The following is a 23,843-nucleotide window of genomic DNA, read 5'->3' on the forward strand; positions in this document are numbered from 1 at the left end:
AATACTATACAATTGCTTTTGTCCGGAACGACGTTAAACTATCAAAATTTAATACTGTGTGGGCGTTAAATATCAATTGAATAGTTTTATAGGGGTAAGCGCTGAATGGGCCATGAATGGACTGTACGGGGCTTATTTTTGTTTGATGAAAGATTGATAGGCAATGACTGCAGGGGATTAGGAGGAAAAGAAATGAATGAATTAATGGATAAAGTTAAAAAGTTAGCAATCGAAACACCTTTTACAGAGGGACAGATTGCATCAAGTTTGGCGATTCGTGCACAGAAAGGATTACCACTCGATTTACAATTCTTTGCTGAGGGTGAAGAAGGTGCTGGCCAAGTCGATGGCGGTGAAGGAGGTCAGCAAGGAGAATCCGGCAACGGCGAAGGTGGAGAAGGAAACGAAAAAACCTTCACTCAATCTGAGGTAGATAGCAAGATTAGCAAGGCGGTTGCAGCATTTGAAGAGAATCAGAAGCCAAAACAACAAGATGCTATCAATCAAGCTGTGAAAGATGCTTTAGCAGAGCAGCAGCGCTTATCTAAGCTGTCTGAAAAGGAACGTCAGCAAGAAGAATTGACACAGCGCGAACAGGAACTTTTAGAGCGTGAAGAAAAAATCAAACGATCAGAATTGCGCTCTGATGCAGTAGCAGATTTGCAAGAAAAGAAACTGCCATCTGATTTCGCCGACATCTTACTTGGTGAAGATGCAGAAAGCACGTTAGCAAATATCAAAATGTTTAAAGATGCTTTCGACAATGCAGTGAATGATGCTGTTAAAGAAAAATTGCGCCAGGACACTCCACCAGCTGGTAATGCAGGAGGTTTATCAAACACTGATAATTTAGGAAAAAAAATAGCACAAATGAACAAGCAAAGTGGTGCCGATATTCAAAAAGCACAAGGAAATTATTTTAATACAGGAGGTAATTAATAATGAAATTTACTAAAACACCATTTGGTGGACCGCAAAAACAAATTTTAAAGTTTGCTGACCATTATGTCGCATTACCTGTGACTGTTGATGATGCAGGAGTGTCGACAAATGATAACGGAAAGAAGATTGTACCTGCAGGAACTGTTATTGGTGGAGGTTTTATTGATGATAGATCAGCCTTTGCAGTTAAATCAAATGATGAAAATGCAGAGGGTGTTTTATTTAATGATGTGGATGTAACGTATGGTCCTGCAGCTGGTGCTGCGCTCATTCATGCATTTATCGAAACAGATAAGCTACCAGAAGCGCCGGCATCAGAAGCAAAAGCAGCATTAAACCAAATTAAATTTATTAAATAAAGGAGTTTTGATGATGGATAACATTTTTGATTTAGTGAACGCACCAAATATCGCAACTTATTATCAAGAGAATGCCTCAGACCGCATTCCGTATTTAGGAGAAACGCTATTCCCTGCTCGAAAGCAAATGGGATTAGATTTGTCGTGGATTAAAGGGAGCAAAGGGCTTCCAGTAGCATTGAAAGCATCTGCATTTGATGCAAAAGCTGATTTACGTGATCGTATTGGCGTTACGAAAATCGAAACAGAAATGCCGTTCTTCCGTGAAGGCATGCGAATTGGAGAAAAAGAACGTCAAGAAATTTTAAAGGTAATGAATTCAGCGAATTCTCAGTATCTCATGCCTTTGATTAATCGTATTTATGATGATGTCGCTAATCTAGTAGATGGTGCAAGAGTTGTGCCAGAACGAATGATTATGCAGCTATTATCAACTGGTCAAATTAGTATTGAATCCGGTCGGCAAGTTTATGATTATGATTATGATCTTTCAGATAACAATCAAGATACACTGACAGGTTCAGATCAATGGAGTAATCCAGATTCTAATCCGATTACTGACATTAAAGAATGGCAGGATGAAATCGAGGATAGAACTGGCACGCGTCCTACGAGAGCGATTTGTACACGCAAGACATGGAACTATCTTGTTAACAATAAAACAATCCGTTTAGACATGAATCCTCTAGGAGGTCAGAACATCATTCTAACTGATGCGATGGTGCAGCAATACCTGTCAAACAAATTAGGTCTAACCATTGCTGTCTACAACAAAAAGTACAGTACAGAAGTTGGTGGAGATTCTAATTTATTCTTTCCGGACGATGTGTTTACTCTGATTCCAGAAGGTAATTTAGGTAACACCTATTTTGGGACAACTCCGGAAGAAGCTGATCTCATGAGTGGAAATACCGATGCCGAAGTATCACTTATTGACAACGCTATCGCTGTTACATCGGTAAAAGAGCCGCATCCGGTCAACGTTTATAACATTGTGTCTGAAATTGTACTGCCGTCCTTTGAATCTATTGACAATATCTTTATCGCAAAGGTTGCTGACGGTACTCCCTAATGGACCCCTATCAATAGGGGAAGCCACAATTGGTGAATCTTTTGAAATAGGATAGGAGGCTAATAATGGCTACAAAAGAAGAATTGAAAGAAAGATTTGTAACAGGACACGTTATTACAGAGCAAGATATGAAAGACTTGTTAGATGTGATTGAGAGAGGTCCAGAAGGTCCGCAAGGAGAACCGGGACCTCAAGGTCAACGCGGACCCAAGGGTGATAAGGGAGACAAAGGCGATACCGGCGAACAGGGTCCACAAGGTCCTGCTGGTTCTGATGGTGCGGATGGCCAAGACGTCGAACCTCAATTTACCGAAGAACAAGTGGCGGCGTTATTGGCATTGATTGAAGATGGTGAATAACCATGGATGAAATTAAAAACAATGTAAAAATCGTATTAAACATCCAAGACAACCTTCAAGACCCTGTCTTGGATGTTTTAATTAAAAACGTTCGCAGTCTGTTGTTAGGGAAGTTGCGCAAGGTTAACAAGTCTATCAAAGAGATTCCAGAAGAATTGGAGTATATCATCGAAGAAGTAACCTTGCGTCGCTTCAATCGTATTGGCTCAGAAGGTATGAAGTCTGAATCGGTAGAAGGCCATAAAATCGATTTCTATGATTTAGATAAGGAACTGGATCCGTATCTTGATATCATCGATGATTATGTGGAGGATGAAGAATCTAAGCCGAAGCGTGGAAAGGTGCTGTTCTTCTAATGCGCTTTGATAAAAGAGTCACCTTCGTTAGTGAAACCGATGGATACTATGATCCGGAAAAAGGCGAATGGATACCGGGAGAGAATATTGAAAGAACACTTCCTTGTAATGTATCCAAACTAAGCATAGACCGAACCAATCAGATATTCGGACAGATTGACAAAGTGATGTCTGTCATTCGTTTGCAACAGCCTTATTATAAAGATTTTAAGCATCTGTATTTAGGTGACAACGAAAAGCAGACTTACCAACCAAAACGCCAATCCAATTACCGGAAAGGCGTTATTTTTGTTGAGGGTGAAGTGTAATGGCTAGGGGCAGTTTTGGTATCAAAGGAACTGGGCAGTTAATAAAAGCTCTGCAGAAAAGTTCTGATATGAGTGCTGTGAAAAAGGTTGTCATGCAAAATGGTTCTGAGATGCAAAGAAGGATGCAGAGAGAAGCATCCTTTAAAGGGCATTATCATAACGGAAAATTCATTCCACCAACAGGAACAACGAAGCGTTCTATTGGTATTTCATCTCCTATGGGAGATAGAGGATTTGCAGTAAGGGTTGCCCCGAATACGTATTATTCATGGTGGTTGGAACATGGCAGTCGTTATATGGCTGCACAGCCATTCGTGCAACCAGCTTTCTTGGCTCAAAAAATGCAATTCATAAAGGATTTAGAAAGACTATTAAAGTGAGGTGGTTGAGTGAGAAAAACGGCCGACCAATCCATTTATGATGCAATTTATAAAATAAGCCAGCAATTAGGATACGCAACTTTTAACTATCTGCCGGATAGTAAAGCTCCGTATCCTTTTGTTTATGTCGGAGAGACATTTAACGTCAGCAAACGAACAAAATTCAACAGATATGGCGATTACGTGGTAAGAGTACATGTCTATTCCGATGAACCAGAACGCAATCGAAAAAAGGTAACGGAAATGCGGAGTGCCATTGAGAATGCTTTTTATGGTTTGAAAAGAACTGATGGTTATCAGGTACTGAATCATAATACAACCGGTCAAATTATGGATGATAATTCGACCGGAACACCATTGCTTCATGGCGTTTTAAGCTGTGAGGCTACTTTAAATTAGGAGGGAAATAACATGCCAGAAATGTTACAAGGTAAGGATAAAATATTGCTATTCAGAAAGTATTCAGATCGAGATAAAGCGGCAGCTAAATTAGTGTTTCAGACGGAGCATACGTTTAGTTATAGCCGTGAATTAGAATCTATCGTCACAAAAGACGGTACAGTTGTTCAGGTTGGAGAGCTGGAATCCTCTGTTAGTATCTCAGCAATCCAGGCAAAGGATGACCCAGTGCGAGAAATGTTAGAGGATGCCGTTAAATCCGGATCTAGACTGGAAGTTTGGGAAGTAACAGTCGATGAAGATTTAAGGGATGAAGACGGAAAATACCCAGCAGTTTATTGCCAAGGCTACCTTGATTCATGGGAAAACCCTGCAAATGTTGAGGAGCAGTCAAACATCGAGTCAAATCTTGTCGTAGAACTAGAACCGCAAACAGGAATGGCCACGTTGACAGAAGAACAAGAGCAAGCAGTACAGTATGCATTTACTGATACCGTGCCTGAAAGTGAAAACGACAACGGAAACGGTGATGATGACGAAGACGAAACTCCCTAATGTACCCCAAGCGATTGGGGATGCAGAAATCGGTAGCACGTTAATCATTGACTAAGAGCGCTGAAATAGCGCTCTTTTTTTGTACTTATTTTTATTTATATTTAGGAGGAATTTTATTATGGAAATTCAAATTGGCGAGAAAAAATACGAGTTAGCTTTTGGTTTAGGATTTATTAGAAAGATGGATGAATTTCATACAGTAAAGGCGCAAGGAATTCCGTTAGGTGTCGGGGTAGAGACAGCTATCACTCACTTAGGTACGAGGAATCCAGTTATTTTGGTAGATATTATCAAAGCAGCAACTGATCACCTTAAATCTAAGCCATCTAATAGTGGTATCGATGAGTATATCGAGGGACAAGCTGCAGGGGGAAAATTAGAAGAACTATTTAAAACCATTACAGAGGCTATGGAAGAATCGGTTTTTTTGAAACCAAAAATGCAAGAGTTCAAAAAAGGCGTTCAACGAGCTCAACGGGAACAGAAGCAAACCCAGTAAAGAATGAAAATCCTCCATCAGAAGAGGCCTATGAACAGATTGTTATAAATTGCTTTTGTTATTTAGGATTTACAAGCCTTTATGACATCAAAGTGCTCTCACTGCGTGAATATTCACTGCGGATGAGGGCTTTTAATTTGGCTCAAATCGACAAGCAATATGATATGCATATGCAAGCGTGGCTTAATCATCAAGTTACCGCAAATAAAAATGTCGGCAGTAAAGACAAGCCGAAAATGGAGCCTGTTTTCAAAGACTTCAAGTCTTTCTTTGATTATGAAAAAGCTATTAAGTCATTAGAAGGTCCAAGCAAACCGAACAAAAGCAATTTAACTAATAGACAAAAAAGAATGGTAGAAGCAGCAAAAATCCTGAATAAGAAGGGAGGTTAATACTATTTCTGAACAATACAGTGTGGAAGCATATCTGAGAGCGACCGGTATTGAAGAGTTTATTAGATCATTTCAACGAGGCACACAAAGCATAATCGATTTCGATAGCGCAGCAAGCAGTTCTGGAAGCGGAATGAAGTCTGTTGAATCCGGTCTTGAAGGTATCACAGGGGCAACTGGTGGTGCTGAATCCGGAATGCATGATGTAGGCGACTCTATGGGTTCACTTCATGATAGTGGAAGTAGTGCGGGTGTTGGCATTGATACTGTTGATGCTGCGTTGGGAGGTGTGATGGATTCTAGTTCATCTGCATCCAGCGCAATAGAAAACACAGGTTCCTCCCTTGATGATTTAGGGTCCAGTGGCGACGGCGCAAGCAGTGGATTAGATGTAGTTGATTCATCGTTAGACGGCATGACAGACAGTAGTTCTCAAGCATCAACAAGTGTTGAGGGCATAACCGATGCGATGGATAATTTGGGAACAAGTGGTGACGGTGCCGGCGCTGGAGTAGATATTGTCGATGCAGCACTGGATAGTGTTGACGGAAGCAGTGACAGTGCTACGACTAGCGTTAGTGATGTAGGGTCTGCACTTGAAGAAGCAGGGATGAGTGGCGAAAGCGCTGGAGCCGGTATTGATGGCGCATCCGATTCGTTAGAAGGCGTCAGCGGAAGTAGTGAACAGGCGAAAGATGGATTAGACGGCGTGGCCGACTCAGCCGACGAAACAGATATATCCATGAATAAGTTGATTAAAACAATCGCAGGTATCGCTGCAACAGTTGGCGTTTTCAAAGTATTACGCAATGCCGTTGATTTAGCATTTCAGCGAATCGATACCATGGAACAATTCGAGCGTGTTATGACAGAAATGACAGGTAGTACAACAGATGCTAATGCAGCGCTTGATAAAACGAATGACATTGTAACTGGTACAGCTTACGGTTTGGATGTCGCAGCATCCAGTGTGCAGGACTTTGTAACGCGTGGCGTTGAAGTTGGAGAAGCGACTAAATATATAGAAGCTTGGGGAGATGCCGTAGCTTTTTATGGTAATGGCTCAAATGAGCAGTTTGCGAACGTAACAAATGCACTCCAAAACATGCTGACAAAAGGTAAAGTTGGCATGGACCAATTAAATCGATTATTTGAAGCTGGTATTCCGGCGGTTGATATATACGCTCAGGCAACCGGAAGAAGTGTTGATGAAGTATCTAAAGCATTGTCTGATGGTGAAATCAGCGCAGAGGACTTTGTAAACACTGTAACCACAGCCATGATGGAAGGTACCAATGGCGTTACCAATATATCCGGTGCAGCAAAAGAAGCTGGTGCATCTTGGTCTGGTGCATTTGCCAATATGGGCGCAGCTGCTGCCCGTGGTGTAACTGCAATCATTGAAGCAATCGACGGCATGCTTACAAATAACGGATTGCCAACAATGCGTGATATGGTTAGTGAATTTGGCTCCTTCATGGAATCAAGTATGAAAACAGCAGCTGCAGTAATTGAACCGGTTGGAAATGCATTGTTTGGTTTGTTAGATGTATTTAGTCCTTTGCTGACTGTGGCTAAACCGTTTGTTCCTGTTATTGGTGGAATGGCAGCAGCGTTTGCAGGGTTGATGGTGGTCAAATCCGTTGGTACAGCACTTCTTGCTTTTAAAGCAACTCTAATGGGAATCCCAGTGATTCAAGCAGCTGTCACAACAACTACAACAGCAATGTCCTTAGCTTACAATGCTTTAAGAGGCAGGGCGACAGCAGTAATTGCTGCACAAATGGCACTTGGAGTAGCAACAACAGGTCTAAGGACGGCGATGTTAGCACTAATGGGTCCCGTTGGCTGGATTATTACTGGAGCAGCTGGATTAGCCGCAGGAGCATACGCTGTATGGAATCATTTCAACCAAACTAGCGAAGAAACCGAGCGCTTAAAGGAAGAAACAGATGAACTGGGAGAATCTACTGATACATTAATAGATTCTATGAATGAAAGTGCCGGAGTTTATAAAGATAGAGTTAATGATATTGATGCAACCAGAGAAGCGAATAACACATTACTGGGAACGGTCGAAGAACTATCAGAAAAAGAAAACAAATCTGCTGAGGATAAACGTAATCTAAGCATCGCAGTTGAACAATTGAATGGTAATGTTGATGGTTTAAACGCTTCATATAACGAAGAAGCAGACATGTTGAGCGAATCAACTGAAAAAATGCAAGCGCGTATCGATCTTATGGCGGAGCAAGATAAGGGTAACGCTGCCCAAGAACGCCTAACAGAAATCTTAAAAGAGCAGCAAGAAGTAGAACTACAACTCGATGAAGTTATAGCGATGCGTAAAGAATGGAACTCAACTATTCAAGAAAGTGGAAACGACACTGCTGACGCTCGAATAAAAATACAAGAACTTGACGAACAAGAGCAAGAGTTACTGGCAACACTTGATGAACTAGGTATTCAATATGAAACAACGAAAGACACAATGGTTGAATCCAGTCAGAATGCTAAAGACATTATCGCTGACAATAACCATGACATCATCATATCTTATGAGGATTTAGAAGGAGCTGCAAAAGATGCTTTTGATTCGCTTGCTGATAAATACGGAGAATTAAAAGATGCTGCAACCAACGCTTTCGAAGAAATTGAAAGCAAGACTGACCACACTATGGACAGCATGATTGAAACCATGCAGCATAACCAAAAAATGGTGGAACAGTGGGGAGAGAACCAAGCCACATTGATGGAATGGGCAGGAGACAATAGTTATGAAAGCTTTATTCCATTCATTGAAGATATGGGGATTGACCATGCGGCTGTCTTGCAAGAAATGGTTGATGATTTAGAAGGAACTGAAGGCACTAGTGGTGAGAAATTAAAAACGTTAGCAGACACTTACCAAGAAGGTGGAGAACTATCATCAAATGCTCTTAAAGATGCTTTAGGTGAAGGATTCGAAGAAGTTGTAGATTTGATGACAACTCTTGTAGAACGTATGGAAACAATCCTTCGCACGCAAATCAATGAGGCGGATTGGGAGGCCTATGGTCTTCAAGTTGGAAATGAGACAGCAAGCGGGGTTGATGAAAGCGCCGAGGAAGTTGAGGAATCCACAACCAGATTAGGTGGAAGACTTTGGGAAGGGCTTGATATAGCTTTAGGAAACCATGATTTCTCTGCAAAAGGTGAAGAAGTTCCTGTTGATATATCTGCTGGAATGGAAACCGGATCTCCTTATGTAAAGGCTGCCTCTGAAATGTTAGGTAGAGAAGCGACTAATCCAGCGATAGAAGAAATGAACAATTCTGATATCGAAGGAGCGGCAGATGGCGTTCCAACCAGACTTGCAGGATCGCTTAACAACGGTAAAGAATCCGTTGCATGGGCTTCCGGTGAAATTGGAAGAGCGCCAGGCGAAGAAATATCAGCAGCGCTCGAAGGTACACCGCTAGAAATATTCGGAAGCTCCGTGCCGATTAGAACAGCGATAGGAATCCAAGGGAGTACAGGTGAAGCAACTGGTGCTGCTAACAGCATGACAAGTGGTGTTCAATCTGAAGTAGAAGAGGGTATGCCTGAATCTATTTATATCAATTATGGCGGTAACGTAGGTCAAGGTACTGGCACAGGAATCGAAGGTAGCAAAGGTAACGCTACAAGCGCTGCAGAAACCTTAACGAATGACGTAACCACTACGACAGAGAGTGGGTTGCCGAAGTCTACATTTGAAACAATTGGAAATAATGTCAGCCTCGGCCTCAGTAACGGTATTCGCGGAATGGGTGACGGTGCGGTAAGTGCTATGCGCACCGTTGCGCAAGATGTGATTAACGTAGCAAGAGGTGAATTTGATACGCACAGTCCTTCTCGTGTGTTTTTTGCTATTGGTCAATTCGTATCTCAAGGTTTAGGCAATGGTATATCTGATAATCAATCTAGTGTAATTAATTCAATAATTACTATGACAACAGCCATGATTAACAGAACCGACATGGGAATGCAAAGCCTTAATCGAACCACGCAAAGCGGCGTATCCAATATGAGTAATAGCTTGAGTCGATTACCAGGATTAGCCCGAGTATCTATGGGCGCTTTTCAAGGTAGCTTGAATTCTGGCGCTTCGGCGAGCATGGGAATTATGTCAAGGCTATCTAGTGGATTAGTTTCTCCATTTAGAGGGCTCCGCGGAGCGATGTCCGGTGTGGGTTCTAACGCAATGGCAGGCTTGCAAGGCGGATTAAACAGCCGATCAGGTGCCGTTATGTCTACAGCACGCAACATAGCAAGTCGTGTCGCATTAACTATGCGCAGTGCATTGAAAATTAAATCACCATCCCGAATTATGAGGGACGATGTTGGTCGCTGGATTCCAGAAGGAATTGCAGTTGGAATCGAGCGTTATGCTAGCAAGGTATATTCTGTCATGGATGCGATGGCTGATTATGTATCGTCACCATTTGACGTAGCAACACCGCAGTTTGATATTGCAGGACAAGTTGCAAATACAAATGCGCAAATACAATCCCGTGTCAGTCACGAATTGAGTCATCAGGGAGAAATTCAACAACCGCAACCAGCAATCATTAATTTGGTTCTGGGAGGCAAGGATTTCAGCACATTTGTAGATGATATCAGCCAAAATCAAAATCGAAAGCGTAATAGATTAAGACCTAGAACGGTATAGGAGGTGCTTTATGTACCAATTTGTAGATACACAACCAACAAGCGATACAGGAGGCACTTCCTTATCGCTCCAAACGGTATTTGATGGGAAGAATCTGGATGAATTGCTGACAGATGAAACAGGAAGATTTGTAACGTTATCTGTAGGCGGTAGAGGTATTTTAAATCGTAGATTAGACTTAGTACAGATGCCAGGTGCTCATGGTTCAAGGGTAAAAGATGTGACTTATGACGTCAGGGAGATACCAGTTAAATTTTTAATTGCAGATGCCACAAATGAAGGACTTAGAGAGCGTTTCAATCGGTTGAATGGTTATCTTAAAGGAAACGAGAAAAGACTTGAATTCACCGACGAAAATGCTCATTTCATCGCTACCTTATCAGGTGCAAATATACCTGATGAAGATAGTAACAGTCTTATTTGTACGATGACTTTTACTTGTGCGGATAGCGCTAAACGGATGAACGAGAAAACGATTGATGTAACAACTGCAAACACAACGCACAATGTCACAGGCCAGGATTCAGCACCTTGGGAAATCAATCTGACTCTTGCTCAAGATACAAACAAATTTGAATTAGAGACGAATTCCGGACTGTATATCTTGCTCGGATATGAATTTATAGAAGGCGACCGAGTAACGATAAAATATGAGGGGCGCGAGGTCTGGCTTAATGATGACCGCGACCTTCGTTTTGCTATTCGGTTGGCGTCAAATTATGAACTGTTAGAACCAGGTCCACTAGTTGTCAAGGCAAGCCATGCGTGTCAATTAAAATATGATGAAAGATTATATTAGGAGGGGTATTATGAGTAATAAAATAGAAAGTAAGAATGATAACATGTCTTTGGATTTGGTTACAGGTAAATTAGTGATGAAAAATGCTGAATTAACCTACCATGACTCAGAAGGTAATGAAATCAGTCGTGAGAGGTTTTATGAGTTGAAGGTTGAGAAAATGGAAGAAAAAGTGGACAAAATCCTTAAGCTATTAGAGAACAAGGACCTGTCCACTTCTTATGAACTGGGTTCTACAGAAAATAAATGGAAAAAACTAACCTAATCATGAAAAATAAACTGAATAGATTTAACTTCTTGAGCTTTAATGGGTTTTGGACCAGCATCGGTGTAAAGGTTAATAAAACCATTAGTGTTTTTAGCTCTTTCAATACCTATAACAGCATTTTGCTTGTTTTCATTAGTTAAATCTTGCGCTCCAAATACGTCGCCGTTCTTCAAATGAACTATTGATTCTATTCTCATATGTATCACCTCCCTATAAATTACTATATTCGACATAAATAGGGAGAATCCTGCTAGAAAGGAGGAAACCAATGGAATTATTTATATTTAGTCAAGACGAACAACCGCTAACGGTTATATCAGAAGATACAGGGCTTGTCGAAACGCATTATCGCATTGAGGTAAACAGCGTACCGTCAGAGCCTTTTTCTTTTACCGTTGAAGCAGATGACCCTGTGGCTAAACATGTTAAAGAAGAAAACAAGGTAGTATTCAAAGACCATGAAGGCGATTGGCGTTTGATGACCATTAAAGAAATTGATGATAGCAATGATATTGATGGGCCGACAACTATTGCCACCTGTGAGCCAACTTTTTTGGCTGAACTAAACGATCATATTGTAGTCGAACGTCGCTTTGTTAATCAGACTGCTGATGTTGCATTGACTGCTGCAGTAAATGGCACACGTTGGCAAGCAAGTGTTGAAGTCGAACTAGGCAGAGCTACCACTAACTTTTATTACATTTCCAGCACCGAAGCTATATGGGAAACGATTGATACTTGGGGTGGAGAATTTAAAGACGTTGTTGAATTAGATGAAGAGACTAACGAGATTACAGGTTGCTTTGTCAAGATTATTCAGCGTTTAGGCAAGGAACAAGGGCAGCGCTTTGAAATTGACCATAACACTACTGAGATAGGTCGTACTGTTCTTTCTTATCCAAAGACAGCCTTATACGGGAGAGGCTCAAGTCTTGAGGTCGAAGATGAAGACGGTGAGCATACAGGCGGTTATACAAGGTATATAGATTTTGCTGATGTTGAATGGCGCACAAGCCAAGGTGATCCAGTAGATAAGCCACTTGGTCAAAAGTGGGTAGGCGACACAGACGCTTTAGCTGTATATGGCTATGAAGGCGGAATAAGACACCGAGAAGGCATCTTTAGCAATCAGGATTACGAAGACCCGGCGGACTTGTTATACGCTACTTGGGAAGCACTCCAAAAAGCGAATAAGCCAGAAGTTAACTATCGCCTATTTGTCAATCTATTCAATGAAAAAGTAAGCCTTGGTGATACATGTCAGGCTATCGATCGTAAATTCGCAAGACCGATAGAGATTCAGGCTAGAGTAATAGCCATGGAATATGACCTGATGGATATCGAAGGCACAATGGTCGTTGAGATGGGACAATTCCTTGACCTTGGAGACGATATAGACGACCTACGGAAAGAAATAGAGGATGTTAAGAACAACCCGCCAAGACAGCGAATTGATGAAAATAGCTACCCGAACCGTAAGCCTTCCACTCCTGTTAATTTGGAAGCTTACGGCGGTATGGAAGTCATTCAGCTTTACTGGCAGTATGCTGATGAACTCTTTATCAAGCATTACGAGGTCTATGGCAGTCGTACCGAGGACTTTGTGCCAGATACACAGCATCTTTTATGGCGCGGTGATGTCAGTGCCTTTAGCCATACGGTCGGCACAGACGAAGTCTGGTACTACCGAGTACGCGCAGTTAACTACCATGGCAGACCGTCTGATTGGAGCGTACAGGTAAGAGCAGCTACTCATCGGGTGCTGACAGAGGATATCATGTGGGGACCTGACCTTGCCGAGCGCATGAGGGAATTGCATCGTGTTAGCGACATCATTGGAGAAAATGGCGTAGACTTTGACCAAATATCACAGGAAGCCAAGGACTTAATTAATCAGCAAGCACGTATCTATACGGATGAGGAGATACAGAAGACTCGTGAAGATGTACTCCGTGATATGAGTGAAATAGCTGATGACCTAGAGTATTTAGATGGTCAACTAGTCGATAAGGTCAATGTTGGTGATGTTTACACCATAACTGACATCGATGGCATGTTTGATAACACAGTGAGTATTACACGCTATGAAACTGATATGGATGGTGTTGTGAAAGACTTAGAACATCAGTCAAGCCTTATTAGTCAAAACGAAGAAGAAATCTTAAACAGGGTTAAAGAATCTACATTTAACAAAGAGACTGGATATTTGAGAAATTCTATTGCTGATGTGGTGCTACAGGCAGATAGGATAGAGCAGACTGTTTCTAGTATAGAGATAGGCGGTAGGAATTTAATTAGAGAGCCTTATAACACGGAGTTTACAGTGACAGGTACAAACGACTATGCTTACGAAATCGTGTATAGAGGGTTGGAGAAAGACACGACATATACAATTAGCTTTTATGCAGAAGCTATAAATGGAAGCCCTAGCACCATAACAGTATATCCGTATCTAAGAAATGGTCAGAGTATGCCCCACATTCATATTCCGTACACGAAGGGTAAGAGAATGACAGCTACTTTCACGACCGATGGCAGGTACGACTATAATGTACTCATGTATGCGGGTCGGTCCGGTCAAACGTCGGGCAATGAAGTGAAGTTTACAAGAGTAAAACTTGAAATAGGCAACAAAGCTACCGACTGGACCCCAGCCTTCGAAGACACCGACCAGCGCATGACACAAGCTGAATCATCTATCACGCAACTAGCAGAAGACCTTACCTTTAAAGTAGACGTTGACAGCATAGTCAGCGAACTTAATATTAACCGAGAAGGCATACGCTTATCCGGCGCATTAATCCACCTTGACGGATTATCGCTTATAGATGAAGCCATTATCCAAAATGCTCATATAGCCGATGGAACTATCGAAAGAGCCAAGTTAGAACGTGCCATCATAGGCACAGCACAAATTGATGATTTAGCCGTTACATCTGCAAAAATATCTAGCGTCAATGCTGATAAGGTTAATGCGGCTACTCTGCAGGCGATTACTGCGAATATGGGAACACTGACATCAGGCAGGTTGCTATCCAATAATAACAACATGGATTTGAACCTTAACACCGGTAATCTTACCATGCGTAATGCCCATTTTACGCTTGGCAGTGGGGCGAGAATTGATTTTACTTCCGTCGGAAATCGCATCCAGTATCGGGATACGAAAGACGGTACAGTACGTTCTGCCGGTTTTGGTGTGGGTAAATCACTTCAAGATTATCCATTTGCTTATTCAGGAACGACTGGTGCTGCAAACCTTGATACGTTATCTGAATGGTACAGCGGTGCTATGTGGCATACGACTAGAGCAATTGCAGACGGAGCAGCCAACAGTATCAGTGGCTTTAGATTCCAACTTAGAAACCGTGCCGTTGGATGGGATAAAGGAATTGAATATGATTTTAACGGCACTCCGACCGTTCGTCCCTTTAGCCATGGAACCCATGACATTGGCACGTCTGGATATAGGTTCCGCAGAATTTATGTTGATAATGTGCTAGGATGGCGGACAGTCTATATATCCAATCCAACTGCCAATAGAGGTTTTGCTATTGATACGGATCATGTTGACGGTCACAATCCATCCATTTACGGGCAGTATCCAGCAAATAATAATTATAATATTGGTCGTAGCAATCGGTATATGACTTATGTATATACAAACACCGTTCGTGCCAATTATCTGCATGGCGCTTTGCAGGGCAACTCCGCCCGTAAATTCAAGAAAAATGAAGGCACAATAGATTTAGCAGATAGCCTTGAATTTATTCGTAATGCCAAAATCGTTACGTTTGACTGGCGCCGGGATGAAAGCATGAAGTTTAACAAGGATAATCCGCAAACCATTTATGACAGGCAAGTCGGATTTATTATTGATGACTTGAAGATGCGGAATGACTACCTTGTTAAAAGTGACGAGGAGACAATCAAAAAAGATAATATCCTGTTTATGCATCAGCATGTTATTCAGGACAACTTGAGACGGTTGGATAGCATAGATGAGGAACTGAACTGGCAACGCTTCGAATATCAGTATATCAACAACGAGGTAACCAAATTGAAAGAAGAAAATAAAACGCTCAAGAAAAGAGTAGCACAATTGGAGGAATCAGCATGACAATCAAATTAACTTATGGAGATATCCGAATCATAAACAACTTTTTAGTACAGTCACTCAATCCGAAGAAGGAAAAGTCAATTCATCGGATGCGTGTTGTGAAAGCACTGGAAGAAAAGCAAAAGCAGGTGGCAGAAGAATCCAACGAATTGATGAAAGAGTTTGCCAAGCTGGACGATGAGGGTGAGGTTGTTTATCTGGATGACGGACAGCCTGCCATTAAGGATAAGCGCGCCTTCAATAAGGCGCAAGTTGCTCTGTTAGACGAGGAATTTGTCCTTGATGATAAGAACCTCCAATCAGCTTTAAACACTGTCAAAAAGCTTGTAAATGATTACGGAAAGGAGCTGGTTGGCGATGATGCCATTGCTCATTTTACTTTAGTAGATGCTTTTGAAAATGCAGAGGAAGAAAATACAGAAGGAGAGGATAAGGATGATGAATAATTATGAATTTAAGGAAACTGGCTCACGCAACATTGAACGGGACGGAGAGCAGGTTAGATTAGTCAGTTTTCGAGGTAATTCACCGATTGAAGGCGATGACAGGGAACGACTCAATATTGATGGAGCGATTGTTGTGCAGATAACGGAATATTTCCAAGCTGGTATAGATGGAGAGATTCCAGAATTGATTAAAAATAAGGTTGTCGAGCGATTGACAGCACGTGAAACAGAAAACGCTGAATAAGCGTTATTTTTTATGGGGTTAGCGCTATGCTAGCCTCTTTTTAATGTCTGATTGTAGGGGGTCGAGGATGCCACAACCAGAGGAGTTGGCAGAGATGAACGACAAACAAATAACCGTTCCAGAGATACTGCTGGACCATGAGCGACGGCTGACCAACGTCGAAGCACAGCAAGGTAAGATGTTCGAAAAGTTGGATGATATCAAGTCAAACATGGATGAAAACAACAAGGAGCAAAAAGAGTTGCTTAACAAGCTGATAAGCCATCATCTAGATACAAAAAAGATGAATCTGTCCAGCTTTTGGAAATGGTTTATAAGTATCACAGGAGCAGGCGGACTGGTAACCACAGCTGTAATTTTAGCGCTCCAATTTATATTTTAAGGAGAGGATAATATGCAACAAGCAATGACAAGATTAGTGGTATTGGCAGTTTTATTAGTCAATCAAACGTTAGTAGCTTTCGGATGGAATCCACTGCCGTTCAGCGAAGAAGAAATTTATGAAGGAGTTTCCGCAGTTGTTTTAGCAGCAGCGGCAGTATGGAATTGGTGGAAAAACAACAGTGTTACCAAAGAAGCACAGGAAGCAGACCGTATTTTAAAAGCTTCAAAAGATGATAAAAAAGCAAAACGTTTATAAGAGTAGCTGCGGCTGCTCTTTTTCTATATAAAAAATTATTTTAGGAGGAATTTATTATGGCAAAAATTTATTTAGACCCAGGACACGGCGGAACAGACCCAGGTGCAGTTGCAAACGGATTACAGGAGAAGGTGCTTACTTTAAAAATCGCACTAAAAACACGAGATATCTTAAATCGTGACTATGAAGGGCATAGTATTCGTATGAGTAGGACAAGCGACACGACTCGAAGCCTGTCACAGCGTACAAATGATGCAAACAGCTGGGGTGCTGATTATTTTGTATCCATCCACATTAATGCTGGTGGAGGAACTGGCTATGAGGACTATATTTATAACGGCAGTGTCTCCAATAACACGGTAACGTATCGTGATAAGCTTCATGCGGAAGTTATGAAGCAGGTTGACTTTAACAATCGTGGTAAAAAGCGTGCTAATTTCCATGTGTTACGTCAGTCGAGCATGCCAGCAGTTTTAACAGAAAACGGCTTTATTGATACCACAGCAGATGCAAATAAACTCAAATCAGATGCCTACCTTGACCGCATTGCTTTAGGTCATGCAAATGGCATCGCTCAAGCTCTTGGATTAAGAAGAAAATCAGGTGGTGGAAGTGGTCAGGCATATGTGGAAGTTATTACACCATCTTTATGGACGTACAATACTCCGAATTGGGATGATCGTGCTGTTATTGTAAGTCAGGGAGAGGTATTTACCGTGATTAGGGATAGGTTCCCGGTTGGTAATGGATATATGTATCAGCTTAAAAGCGGACTGTATATTACTGCTAGCACGCAGTATGTAAGGTATTACACTAAGTAAGAACAAAAATAGCCCTCCGATTGTGGGGGCTTTACATAATAAAAAATTTTAAGCTATAATATCCCCGTAGAGTTGCAGGTGATCTAATACCTCCATCTTCAGCATTTGGATAACTGTGACTCTGCAATTAGGCGCCTGTCATACATAGCAGGCGTCTTTTTATTTCCTTTTTCGTATGCGATACTCGTGAATTCATACTTAAAATAAAATGTGTTAACTACTATTAGCTTTGTCCAAACTCTCTTTCTGATATTGCGTATATTGATTGAGAAAGGAGTGATAAAGCTATGTGTTACTATTATGACCCATGTAAGAAGAAATACGATGATCATTGTAAATGTCGTTGCCACAAGAAAAAAGAATATGATTATGATTATGATTGGTGTAAAAAAGACGACTATTATGATGATCATAACAAATGCCGAAAAAATTGCTACAAAAGTCGTTGTAAGAAAAAATCCAATCATTGTTTTGATAAATTCTGGTAAAAAAAAGCCCTCACGCTTGTGGGGGCTTACTTTACTTTTGAAAGAAATATGCTATATAATTCATCTTTGATTAAATATTTAAGTTCCTGTTTATTTCGATAGAAGGCGTTCTCTATTACCTGTGGGTATGAATATACAAGTAGTTCTATCATTTTCTTTAACGTTAATAAAACTTTATTAATTAATCTATTTAAAGTGTGTTTATCGAAATCATCATTTTGAATAATTTCCTTATAGTAAGTTTGAATTTTTGTATTCGACTTTTGGTTACTATGAACAACCATACATGAGTTACTATACTCACTATAAATAAAATCAATCAATTCAGTAGTTTTATTACAAACCCCGTATATTTCTGTTATATTTCTAAAAAGTTCATTAATGCCTGTTTCGTCATTATCTTTTAATTTTAAAAAAACTCGCACAAAATTTTCCAAGAAAGATCTGAATATGTAATGAAATTGTCTTATTGAATTACCGGTAAGTGAATGCATAGTAGACAATACATCAAATATTAAACTATTTTTATAGTGGCTTTCTCCTGTATAAGTGATTATCTTTTTTGTGAATATTACACATTTTGTAATGGATCTCACTTCATTAGAATAGATAAGGTTTCTTTGACTGAAAAGTAATTGAACATAATTTTCTATCTCTAATTTTAATTCAGGTAGTTTGTCATATTTAGTTACATATTCCATTTACAATCCCTCTAACCAAGATTTTAGCTTTTCATTTGAATCTTTTTTTGAACTTTTAGTTTTATTTTCTACAGGAGAATTTTCATATTTTAGATAATCAATCAATTTTCTTCTAATTTCATTTAATTCATTTTTGTTCTTATTGTTTAATACTCTGGTAATTCTAGCTACAATCAACGTTCTAGATTTCATTACATAAGGAAGAAAAGTTATATTATAAACTTTTTCAAGGAATTCATTAATATCGCTATTCTTTTGAAATATTTCTTTAGAGTATAATATAGCAACATTTAAACCTATTATATCAATATAATCTACATTATTATGTGATAATCTGTTTAATAACTGATTAATAGTATTATAATTTGTTTTTTCCGAAGTCACTTTTCTCCCTCCCTATCTATACGATAAATGAGTTCTTGTGAAACTTTCTTTATGTCATCTCGAGATTTTTTGTAATTAGTAGAAATATTCCCTTGTAACCCAACCATTAAGTCTTTTACGAAGTTAGTTTGTGAATCAAAAAGATCTATTTCTTTTACAATATTTGACCCTTCAAAAGTATTTTGCAATTTCTGGGTTTTTAACGTTGGATTATCTACCATAGTATAAATTATACCCAATGGTTTGATTGATAAATCTTCATCATAAGTCAGTCTATCAATTACTTGTTTTAATAATTTAATCCCTAAAATAGAATATCGGTCAATTCGATTAGGAACCAAATAAAAGTCTGATGCATTAAGCGCAGCATCTGTGTAAAACGAGATTGTTGGAGGGCAATCTATAAGTATGTAATCATAAATTTCTTTTAGTTTATGTTCATTAATGAATTTTTTTATTCTTCTTGAAAGAGCTCCGTCTCCTGCGTTATCATCAAATATCAGATCAATATTTCCACAAATTAAGCTGATGTTTGGGCACTTTTCAAAATTTAATATAACTTCATCAGGGTTAGGTAATTTGGGTTTTTCAGAAATAGTGGTAACTGTCTTAAATAGTTTTCTAATTGATTTATTATGCCGGTAATTATTCATATATTCATCTTCTGAATCAAAATAATCCATTAATGTTTGAGTTGTATTAAATTGAGGGTCAACATCTATAAATAATATATTTTTATTCATATAGTTGGCAAGATATTCACCAACACCAACACATAATGTTGTTTTTCCAACACCACCCTTCATATTTATAAATGATATTACTTTACCTTCGGCCATTATTATCTCCCCTTAACTATTTAGGTAGTTCAGATAAATTATATCACATTGAAATGAATTGCTAACGAAATTTAGAAAATTCCTATAATTACATATCCAGTAATTTCATGCTAACAGCTTAATATTTTCTCTTATCATACCAATCCAACACATCCATAAACTCCATGTTATTTTAAGCATAAAAAAAGTCCTCACAGACCGTGAGGGACTATACCAATTAAATTTCCTGTTTTTCAATGTTATTAAGCTCTGAAGTGTCACGAATTGACCAACTAATTATGCTTGGTCCAGCAACAGGCTCAGAATAGATGATTTTCTTTCTAGAAATATATTTAAAATATTCATTAGCCTCTTTTTGAGAGTTAGCTACTACCGTATGTTGCGCCCCGTCCGTATAAATATCGAATGCTTGCATTTTAATTTCCCTCCTAGTTATTAAACGTTTTATCTTTTCTCATGTTTAAAAACCAGTATTACCAATCTATCTATATATTAAACAATTAATAGGGGGATTTAAATAAAAAATAAGCCCTCACGGTTGTGGGGGCTTTAAAAACTTAAGCGACGTTAAGAATTGGTTTGTTTATCTTTCAGCACTCTATACTCTCTTCATTCTTGATAGTATTTTTACTGATCTTTCGACGAACATTTAAATGATAAAAGATGTTCATATACTTTGTCTAAATTATCATTTAGTGCAGCGATTTTATCTGTATCTAGTTTAAAATGTATTTTATCATTTTTTTGCCTAGGTATTATATGAAAATGAAGATGTTTAATATGTTGGCTGGCTGAATCGCCATTTGCTTGCACAATTGAAAAATCATTACATAGTCCTGATTGAATCAGTAAATTCGAAACATTGATTAGAGATTCCATCAAGGCATTAGAAATACTGGGATGTTGAATTTCATTTAATTTCTCAATATGATTGTTTGGACAGACTAATACATGTCCTTTTGCAGCAGGGTTAATATCCAGAAACGCAGTTACATCTTTATTTTGATAAATTATATAGGCTGGTTTATTTTTATTAACGATTTGGCAGAAAACACATTTTTCCATAATTTAGTTTAAATCCTCCCCTTTTGAAGCATTTCGAAAGGTTATTTTTATTCAGTTACTAAATCTTTATCCAAATCAAATTTTGCCCTCATTACTGCATTCTTCTCTTATTGTTTATACGAACAGGGAAATTGTAACATGATATAGTCGATAAAAACACTATTTCATTAGAACAAAACACTTATAAATCGAGTTGGAGTCTGACTAGTATTGGTCATCAAGTGCCCTATCTAGATGATGATCTAAGTTATTTTCAAAATAAGAAGCACTTCCAACAATGCAAAATTAATTGAGTACATATTTATCGGACTTCGTTATGCCATACTTCTGTCAAGGTCTGCGCAGATAATATCCGACACCTCTTCTTGTTACAATCCAAAATGGGTTACTAGGATTATCTTCAATTTTTTCACGCAGACAACGAACAGTCACATCAACGGTGCGCATATCACCAAAGTAATCATAACCCCATACTGTTCTTAATAAGTGTTCACGTGTCATGACTTGCCCAATATGACGCGCTAAATAATATAATAGTTCAAATTCAAGATGTCTTAATTCAACCTTTACACCTTTGCAAGAAGCAACATATGCGTCAGGATATATGACTAAATCACCAATCACAATATCCTTCGGTGTTTTCGTCGGCTTTTCTACCAGGACATTTTCACGTCGCAAATTTGCCTTCACTCGAGCGATTAATTCACGATTACTGAATGGTTTCGTCACATAATCATCTGCACCCAGTTCTAATCCGAGCACTTTATCAAATTCAGCATCTTTTGCAGTCAGAATGATAACAGGGACTCTTTGTGTTTTACGTACCTCACGCAATACTTCATTTCCGCCTTTTCCAGGAAGCATGATATCCAATAGAATAAGATTAGGACGCTCTGTTTCTGCAAGTTCAATTGCAGTATCTCCATCATTCGCTACCACTATCTGGTACCCTTCTTTTTCTAAATTAAATTGTAATATATCAGTAATTGGCTGTTCATCGTCGACAATTAATATTTTTTGACTCATTGTTTGTACATCCTTTTAAGTTAAGTAAATATTAAAAATACTCAGTGAAAAAATCATGTAAAAAATTATACCACAATATGTTAATAAAAACATCATTTCTCAAATAAAATAAGAAAAACCCTCAAATAAATGAGGGTAATCATGAAGTTGCTTTTTTCTTCTTTGCAGGCGTCTTAGTGGATTTTTTGGCAGCTGGTTTCTTTATTGCAGTTTGCTTCGTCTTAGGCTTATCATTTTTAGCTCTGTCTAGCGACTCTTAGAGCGTTCATGGAGATTTAAAACCAACTACATTGACAATCGGAAACGCAGTAGAACGAATACGAGAGATAGGCTGCCTGTGTGAAAGTTATTTTGAGATAGGGAGAAAACAAAAACTGGATAAAGTTTTGAAAATGGTAAAAGAGTAAAAAGTCTTTACTTGGTTGTGGGCGCTTTACATAATAAAAAATCTTAAGCTATAATGTCACCTTAGAGTTGCAGGTGATCTAGTACCTCCATCGTCAGTATTTCAACTATTAGTAACTCTGCAATTAGACGTCCCACTATGCTGAACTGCACCGCGGGCGCCTTTTTTTTAAAATAAGAATAAGCCTTCACGTTTATGGAAGTACGTACATAGAATGTTCTGCGGGATATTTGGATTTGCTTTGGCAATTGGGACTCAAAGAATGAACGCTTGCATAGATAATTACGGGCGTCTTTCTTTCTGCAAAAAATAAGCCCTTCACACGAGGGCTTTACATATATTAAGAAGTAGCTTTTTTCTTTTTAGCAGAAGTCTTGGTAGTAGTTGTTTTCTTCTTGGCAGCTGTTTTCTTTTTCGGTTTTGTTGTTTTTGGTTTTTCGCTTTTAGCCTTATCTAACGATTCCTGCAACGCATCCATTAAGTTGACCACGTTATCCGGTTTTGTTTTTGTCTCTCCACCGATTTCGATTTCTTTATTATTTTTCTTAGCTTCAATCAATTCCATTAAGGCTGTACGATAATCATCCTTATATTTTTCGGGTTCAAATTCAGTAGTGAGTTGCTCAATTAACATCTTAGCAGTATCTAATTCTTTTTTGCCAACAGATTCTTGGCTCGGAACATTAGGCACTTCTCCTACGTCCCGAACCTCATCAGGATAGTGTATTGTTTCAACTACGATAGCATCTTTATACACTCTGATTACAGCAAGCTGTTCTTTAGAACGTATCATCATTTTAGCTATGCCAATCTTTCCTGTATCTGTTAAAGCCTCTCTCAATAGCGCATATGCTTTCGATCCGCCCTCATTAGGGGATAGATAATAACTTTTTTCAAAATAGATGGGGTCTATTTCTTCCAACTGGACAAAATCAACAATTTCAACAGCCTTATCTTCTTGCTCTTTCTTCAATGCTTCCAGTTCTTCATCATCCAAAACCACAAACTTGTTACTTGCATATTCATAAGCCTTAACAATATCCTCGCTTTTAACTTCTTCATCACCGCAGTTAGGACAGGTTTTTTCATATTTAATTGGTGTTTTGCATTTCTTATGCAGCTGCCGCAGTTTAATATCTTTATTTTCGGTAGCCGCGTGCATCTTTACAGGAATATTAACCAGACCAAAGCTGATGGTTCCTTTCCACATCGTGTGCATTTTCCGTGCCTCCTTTTAAAATTTATTTTGCTGATTTGTATGTTTTTTATACAAAGATATGAG

Annotated in this window: 28 protein-coding genes; 20 read left to right on the plus strand and 8 right to left on the minus strand. The window is 39.1% G+C overall.

All coding sequences use genetic code 11. From position 1 onward, the window contains the following. Positions 1 to 192 precede the first annotated feature (192 nt). The 14 genes from ACW0TQ_RS08130 (at position 193) to ACW0TQ_RS08195 (ending at position 11,378) form a co-directional block, all read left to right on the plus strand. Positions 193 to 939, plus strand: coding sequence for a DUF4355 domain-containing protein (locus ACW0TQ_RS08130; RefSeq protein ID WP_455725513.1), 747 nt, complete (start codon positions 193 to 195; stop codon positions 937 to 939). A gap of 2 nt (positions 940 to 941) precedes the next feature. Next, complete coding sequence (locus ACW0TQ_RS08135; RefSeq protein WP_339236890.1) at positions 942 to 1,301, plus strand: hypothetical protein; 360 nt, start codon at positions 942 to 944, stop codon at positions 1,299 to 1,301. Positions 1,302 to 1,311: 10 nt separating this feature from the next. Further along, on the plus strand, positions 1,312 to 2,373 hold the full coding sequence (locus tag ACW0TQ_RS08140; RefSeq protein WP_455725514.1) for a major capsid protein: 1,062 nt from the start codon (positions 1,312 to 1,314) through the stop codon (positions 2,371 to 2,373). Positions 2,374 to 2,438: 65 nt separating this feature from the next. After that, the gene (locus tag ACW0TQ_RS08145; RefSeq protein WP_455725515.1) at positions 2,439 to 2,732 is read left to right on the plus strand and encodes a hypothetical protein; all 294 of its coding nucleotides are present in this window, start codon (positions 2,439 to 2,441) and stop codon (positions 2,730 to 2,732) included. A 2-nt stretch (positions 2,733 to 2,734) separates the two neighbouring features. Beyond that, positions 2,735 to 3,088: a phage head-tail connector protein gene (locus ACW0TQ_RS08150; protein WP_379585831.1), complete on the plus strand. Its 354-nt coding sequence runs from the start codon at positions 2,735 to 2,737 to the stop codon at positions 3,086 to 3,088. Continuing rightward, a complete protein-coding gene (locus tag ACW0TQ_RS08155; RefSeq protein ID WP_379585833.1) occupies positions 3,088 to 3,396 on the plus strand; it encodes a hypothetical protein in 309 nt (102 codons plus the stop codon). The genes ACW0TQ_RS08150 and ACW0TQ_RS08155 overlap by 1 nt, the downstream gene beginning before the upstream one ends. Next, on the plus strand, positions 3,396 to 3,776 hold the full coding sequence (locus tag ACW0TQ_RS08160) for an HK97-gp10 family putative phage morphogenesis protein (RefSeq protein WP_455725516.1): 381 nt from the start codon (positions 3,396 to 3,398) through the stop codon (positions 3,774 to 3,776). Before ACW0TQ_RS08155 ends, ACW0TQ_RS08160 begins: the two co-directional genes overlap by 1 nt. Before the next feature lie 9 nt (positions 3,777 to 3,785). Next, entirely contained in the window at positions 3,786 to 4,175 is a 390-nt protein-coding gene (locus tag ACW0TQ_RS08165; RefSeq protein ID WP_455725517.1) for a hypothetical protein, read from the plus strand. Between the two features lie 12 nt (positions 4,176 to 4,187). Continuing rightward, a complete protein-coding gene (locus ACW0TQ_RS08170) occupies positions 4,188 to 4,730 on the plus strand; it encodes a phage major tail protein, TP901-1 family (protein WP_455725518.1) in 543 nt (180 codons plus the stop codon). A gap of 118 nt (positions 4,731 to 4,848) precedes the next feature. Continuing rightward, a complete protein-coding gene (locus tag ACW0TQ_RS08175; RefSeq protein ID WP_455725519.1) occupies positions 4,849 to 5,229 on the plus strand; it encodes a tail assembly chaperone in 381 nt (126 codons plus the stop codon). Between the two features lie 137 nt (positions 5,230 to 5,366). Then, on the plus strand, positions 5,367 to 5,621 hold the full coding sequence (locus tag ACW0TQ_RS08180; RefSeq protein ID WP_339236902.1) for a hypothetical protein: 255 nt from the start codon (positions 5,367 to 5,369) through the stop codon (positions 5,619 to 5,621). A 133-nt stretch (positions 5,622 to 5,754) separates the two neighbouring features. Next, the gene (locus tag ACW0TQ_RS08185) at positions 5,755 to 10,314 is read left to right on the plus strand and encodes a tape measure protein (protein WP_455725520.1); all 4,560 of its coding nucleotides are present in this window, start codon (positions 5,755 to 5,757) and stop codon (positions 10,312 to 10,314) included. A gap of 10 nt (positions 10,315 to 10,324) precedes the next feature. Next, positions 10,325 to 11,113 carry a distal tail protein Dit gene (locus ACW0TQ_RS08190; RefSeq protein ID WP_379585844.1) on the plus strand — a complete coding sequence of 263 codons (789 nt, stop codon included), beginning with the start codon at positions 10,325 to 10,327 and terminating at the stop codon, positions 11,111 to 11,113. Between the two features lie 10 nt (positions 11,114 to 11,123). Further along, complete coding sequence (locus ACW0TQ_RS08195) at positions 11,124 to 11,378, plus strand: hypothetical protein (protein ID WP_379585846.1); 255 nt, start codon at positions 11,124 to 11,126, stop codon at positions 11,376 to 11,378. On the opposite strand, the gene ACW0TQ_RS08200 is transcribed toward ACW0TQ_RS08195, so the two are convergent. Continuing rightward, a complete protein-coding gene (locus ACW0TQ_RS08200) occupies positions 11,375 to 11,578 on the minus strand; it encodes a hypothetical protein (RefSeq protein ID WP_379585848.1) in 204 nt (67 codons plus the stop codon). The genes ACW0TQ_RS08195 and ACW0TQ_RS08200 overlap by 4 nt on opposite strands. A 71-nt stretch (positions 11,579 to 11,649) precedes the next feature. Here ACW0TQ_RS08200 and ACW0TQ_RS08205 point away from each other — a divergent pair, with 71 nt between their 5' ends. The 6 genes from ACW0TQ_RS08205 to ACW0TQ_RS08230 all read left to right on the plus strand — a co-directional run bounded on the left by ACW0TQ_RS08205 (position 11,650) and on the right by ACW0TQ_RS08230 (position 17,652). After that, positions 11,650 to 15,501 (plus strand): phage tail protein, encoded by a 3,852-nt coding sequence (locus tag ACW0TQ_RS08205; RefSeq protein WP_455725521.1) that lies wholly within the window; start codon positions 11,650 to 11,652, stop codon positions 15,499 to 15,501. Beyond that, complete coding sequence (locus ACW0TQ_RS08210; protein ID WP_455725522.1) at positions 15,498 to 15,947, plus strand: hypothetical protein; 450 nt, start codon at positions 15,498 to 15,500, stop codon at positions 15,945 to 15,947. Before ACW0TQ_RS08205 ends, ACW0TQ_RS08210 begins: the two co-directional genes overlap by 4 nt. Beyond that, positions 15,937 to 16,191: a hypothetical protein gene (locus ACW0TQ_RS08215; protein WP_455725523.1), complete on the plus strand. Its 255-nt coding sequence runs from the start codon at positions 15,937 to 15,939 to the stop codon at positions 16,189 to 16,191. Before ACW0TQ_RS08210 ends, ACW0TQ_RS08215 begins: the two co-directional genes overlap by 11 nt. Before the next feature lie 67 nt (positions 16,192 to 16,258). Continuing rightward, complete coding sequence (locus tag ACW0TQ_RS08220; protein ID WP_455725524.1) at positions 16,259 to 16,573, plus strand: hypothetical protein; 315 nt, start codon at positions 16,259 to 16,261, stop codon at positions 16,571 to 16,573. A gap of 12 nt (positions 16,574 to 16,585) precedes the next feature. Then, positions 16,586 to 16,831 carry a phage holin gene (locus tag ACW0TQ_RS08225; RefSeq protein ID WP_455725525.1) on the plus strand — a complete coding sequence of 82 codons (246 nt, stop codon included), beginning with the start codon at positions 16,586 to 16,588 and terminating at the stop codon, positions 16,829 to 16,831. 56 nt (positions 16,832 to 16,887) lie between these two features. Beyond that, entirely contained in the window at positions 16,888 to 17,652 is a 765-nt protein-coding gene (locus ACW0TQ_RS08230) for an N-acetylmuramoyl-L-alanine amidase (RefSeq protein ID WP_455725526.1), read from the plus strand. A 514-nt stretch (positions 17,653 to 18,166) separates the two neighbouring features. Here the strand turns inward: ACW0TQ_RS08230 and ACW0TQ_RS08235 are convergent. The 7 genes from ACW0TQ_RS08235 to ku form a co-directional block, all read right to left on the minus strand. Further along, positions 18,167 to 18,841 (minus strand): hypothetical protein, encoded by a 675-nt coding sequence (locus tag ACW0TQ_RS08235; RefSeq protein WP_455725527.1) that lies wholly within the window; start codon positions 18,839 to 18,841, stop codon positions 18,167 to 18,169. After that, a complete protein-coding gene (locus ACW0TQ_RS08240) occupies positions 18,842 to 19,225 on the minus strand; it encodes a hypothetical protein (protein ID WP_455725528.1) in 384 nt (127 codons plus the stop codon). It abuts the gene before it with no gap. After that, complete coding sequence (locus ACW0TQ_RS08245; protein WP_455725529.1) at positions 19,222 to 20,064, minus strand: ParA family protein; 843 nt, start codon at positions 20,062 to 20,064, stop codon at positions 19,222 to 19,224. Before ACW0TQ_RS08245 ends, ACW0TQ_RS08240 begins: the two co-directional genes overlap by 4 nt. 217 nt (positions 20,065 to 20,281) lie before the next feature. Then, positions 20,282 to 20,479: a hypothetical protein gene (locus tag ACW0TQ_RS08250; protein WP_455725530.1), complete on the minus strand. Its 198-nt coding sequence runs from the start codon at positions 20,477 to 20,479 to the stop codon at positions 20,282 to 20,284. A gap of 212 nt (positions 20,480 to 20,691) precedes the next feature. After that, the gene (locus ACW0TQ_RS08255; RefSeq protein WP_256705882.1) at positions 20,692 to 21,129 is read right to left on the minus strand and encodes an HIT family protein; all 438 of its coding nucleotides are present in this window, start codon (positions 21,127 to 21,129) and stop codon (positions 20,692 to 20,694) included. A 330-nt stretch (positions 21,130 to 21,459) separates the two neighbouring features. Further along, entirely contained in the window at positions 21,460 to 22,155 is a 696-nt protein-coding gene (yycF, locus tag ACW0TQ_RS08260) for a response regulator YycF (RefSeq protein WP_455725531.1), read from the minus strand. 746 nt (positions 22,156 to 22,901) lie between these two features. Further along, on the minus strand, positions 22,902 to 23,780 hold the full coding sequence (gene ku, locus ACW0TQ_RS08265; protein WP_339236941.1) for a non-homologous end joining protein Ku: 879 nt from the start codon (positions 23,778 to 23,780) through the stop codon (positions 22,902 to 22,904). Between the last annotated feature and the right edge of the window lie 63 nt (positions 23,781 to 23,843).

It is taken from the genome of Oceanobacillus sp. M60, assembly GCF_053839645.1.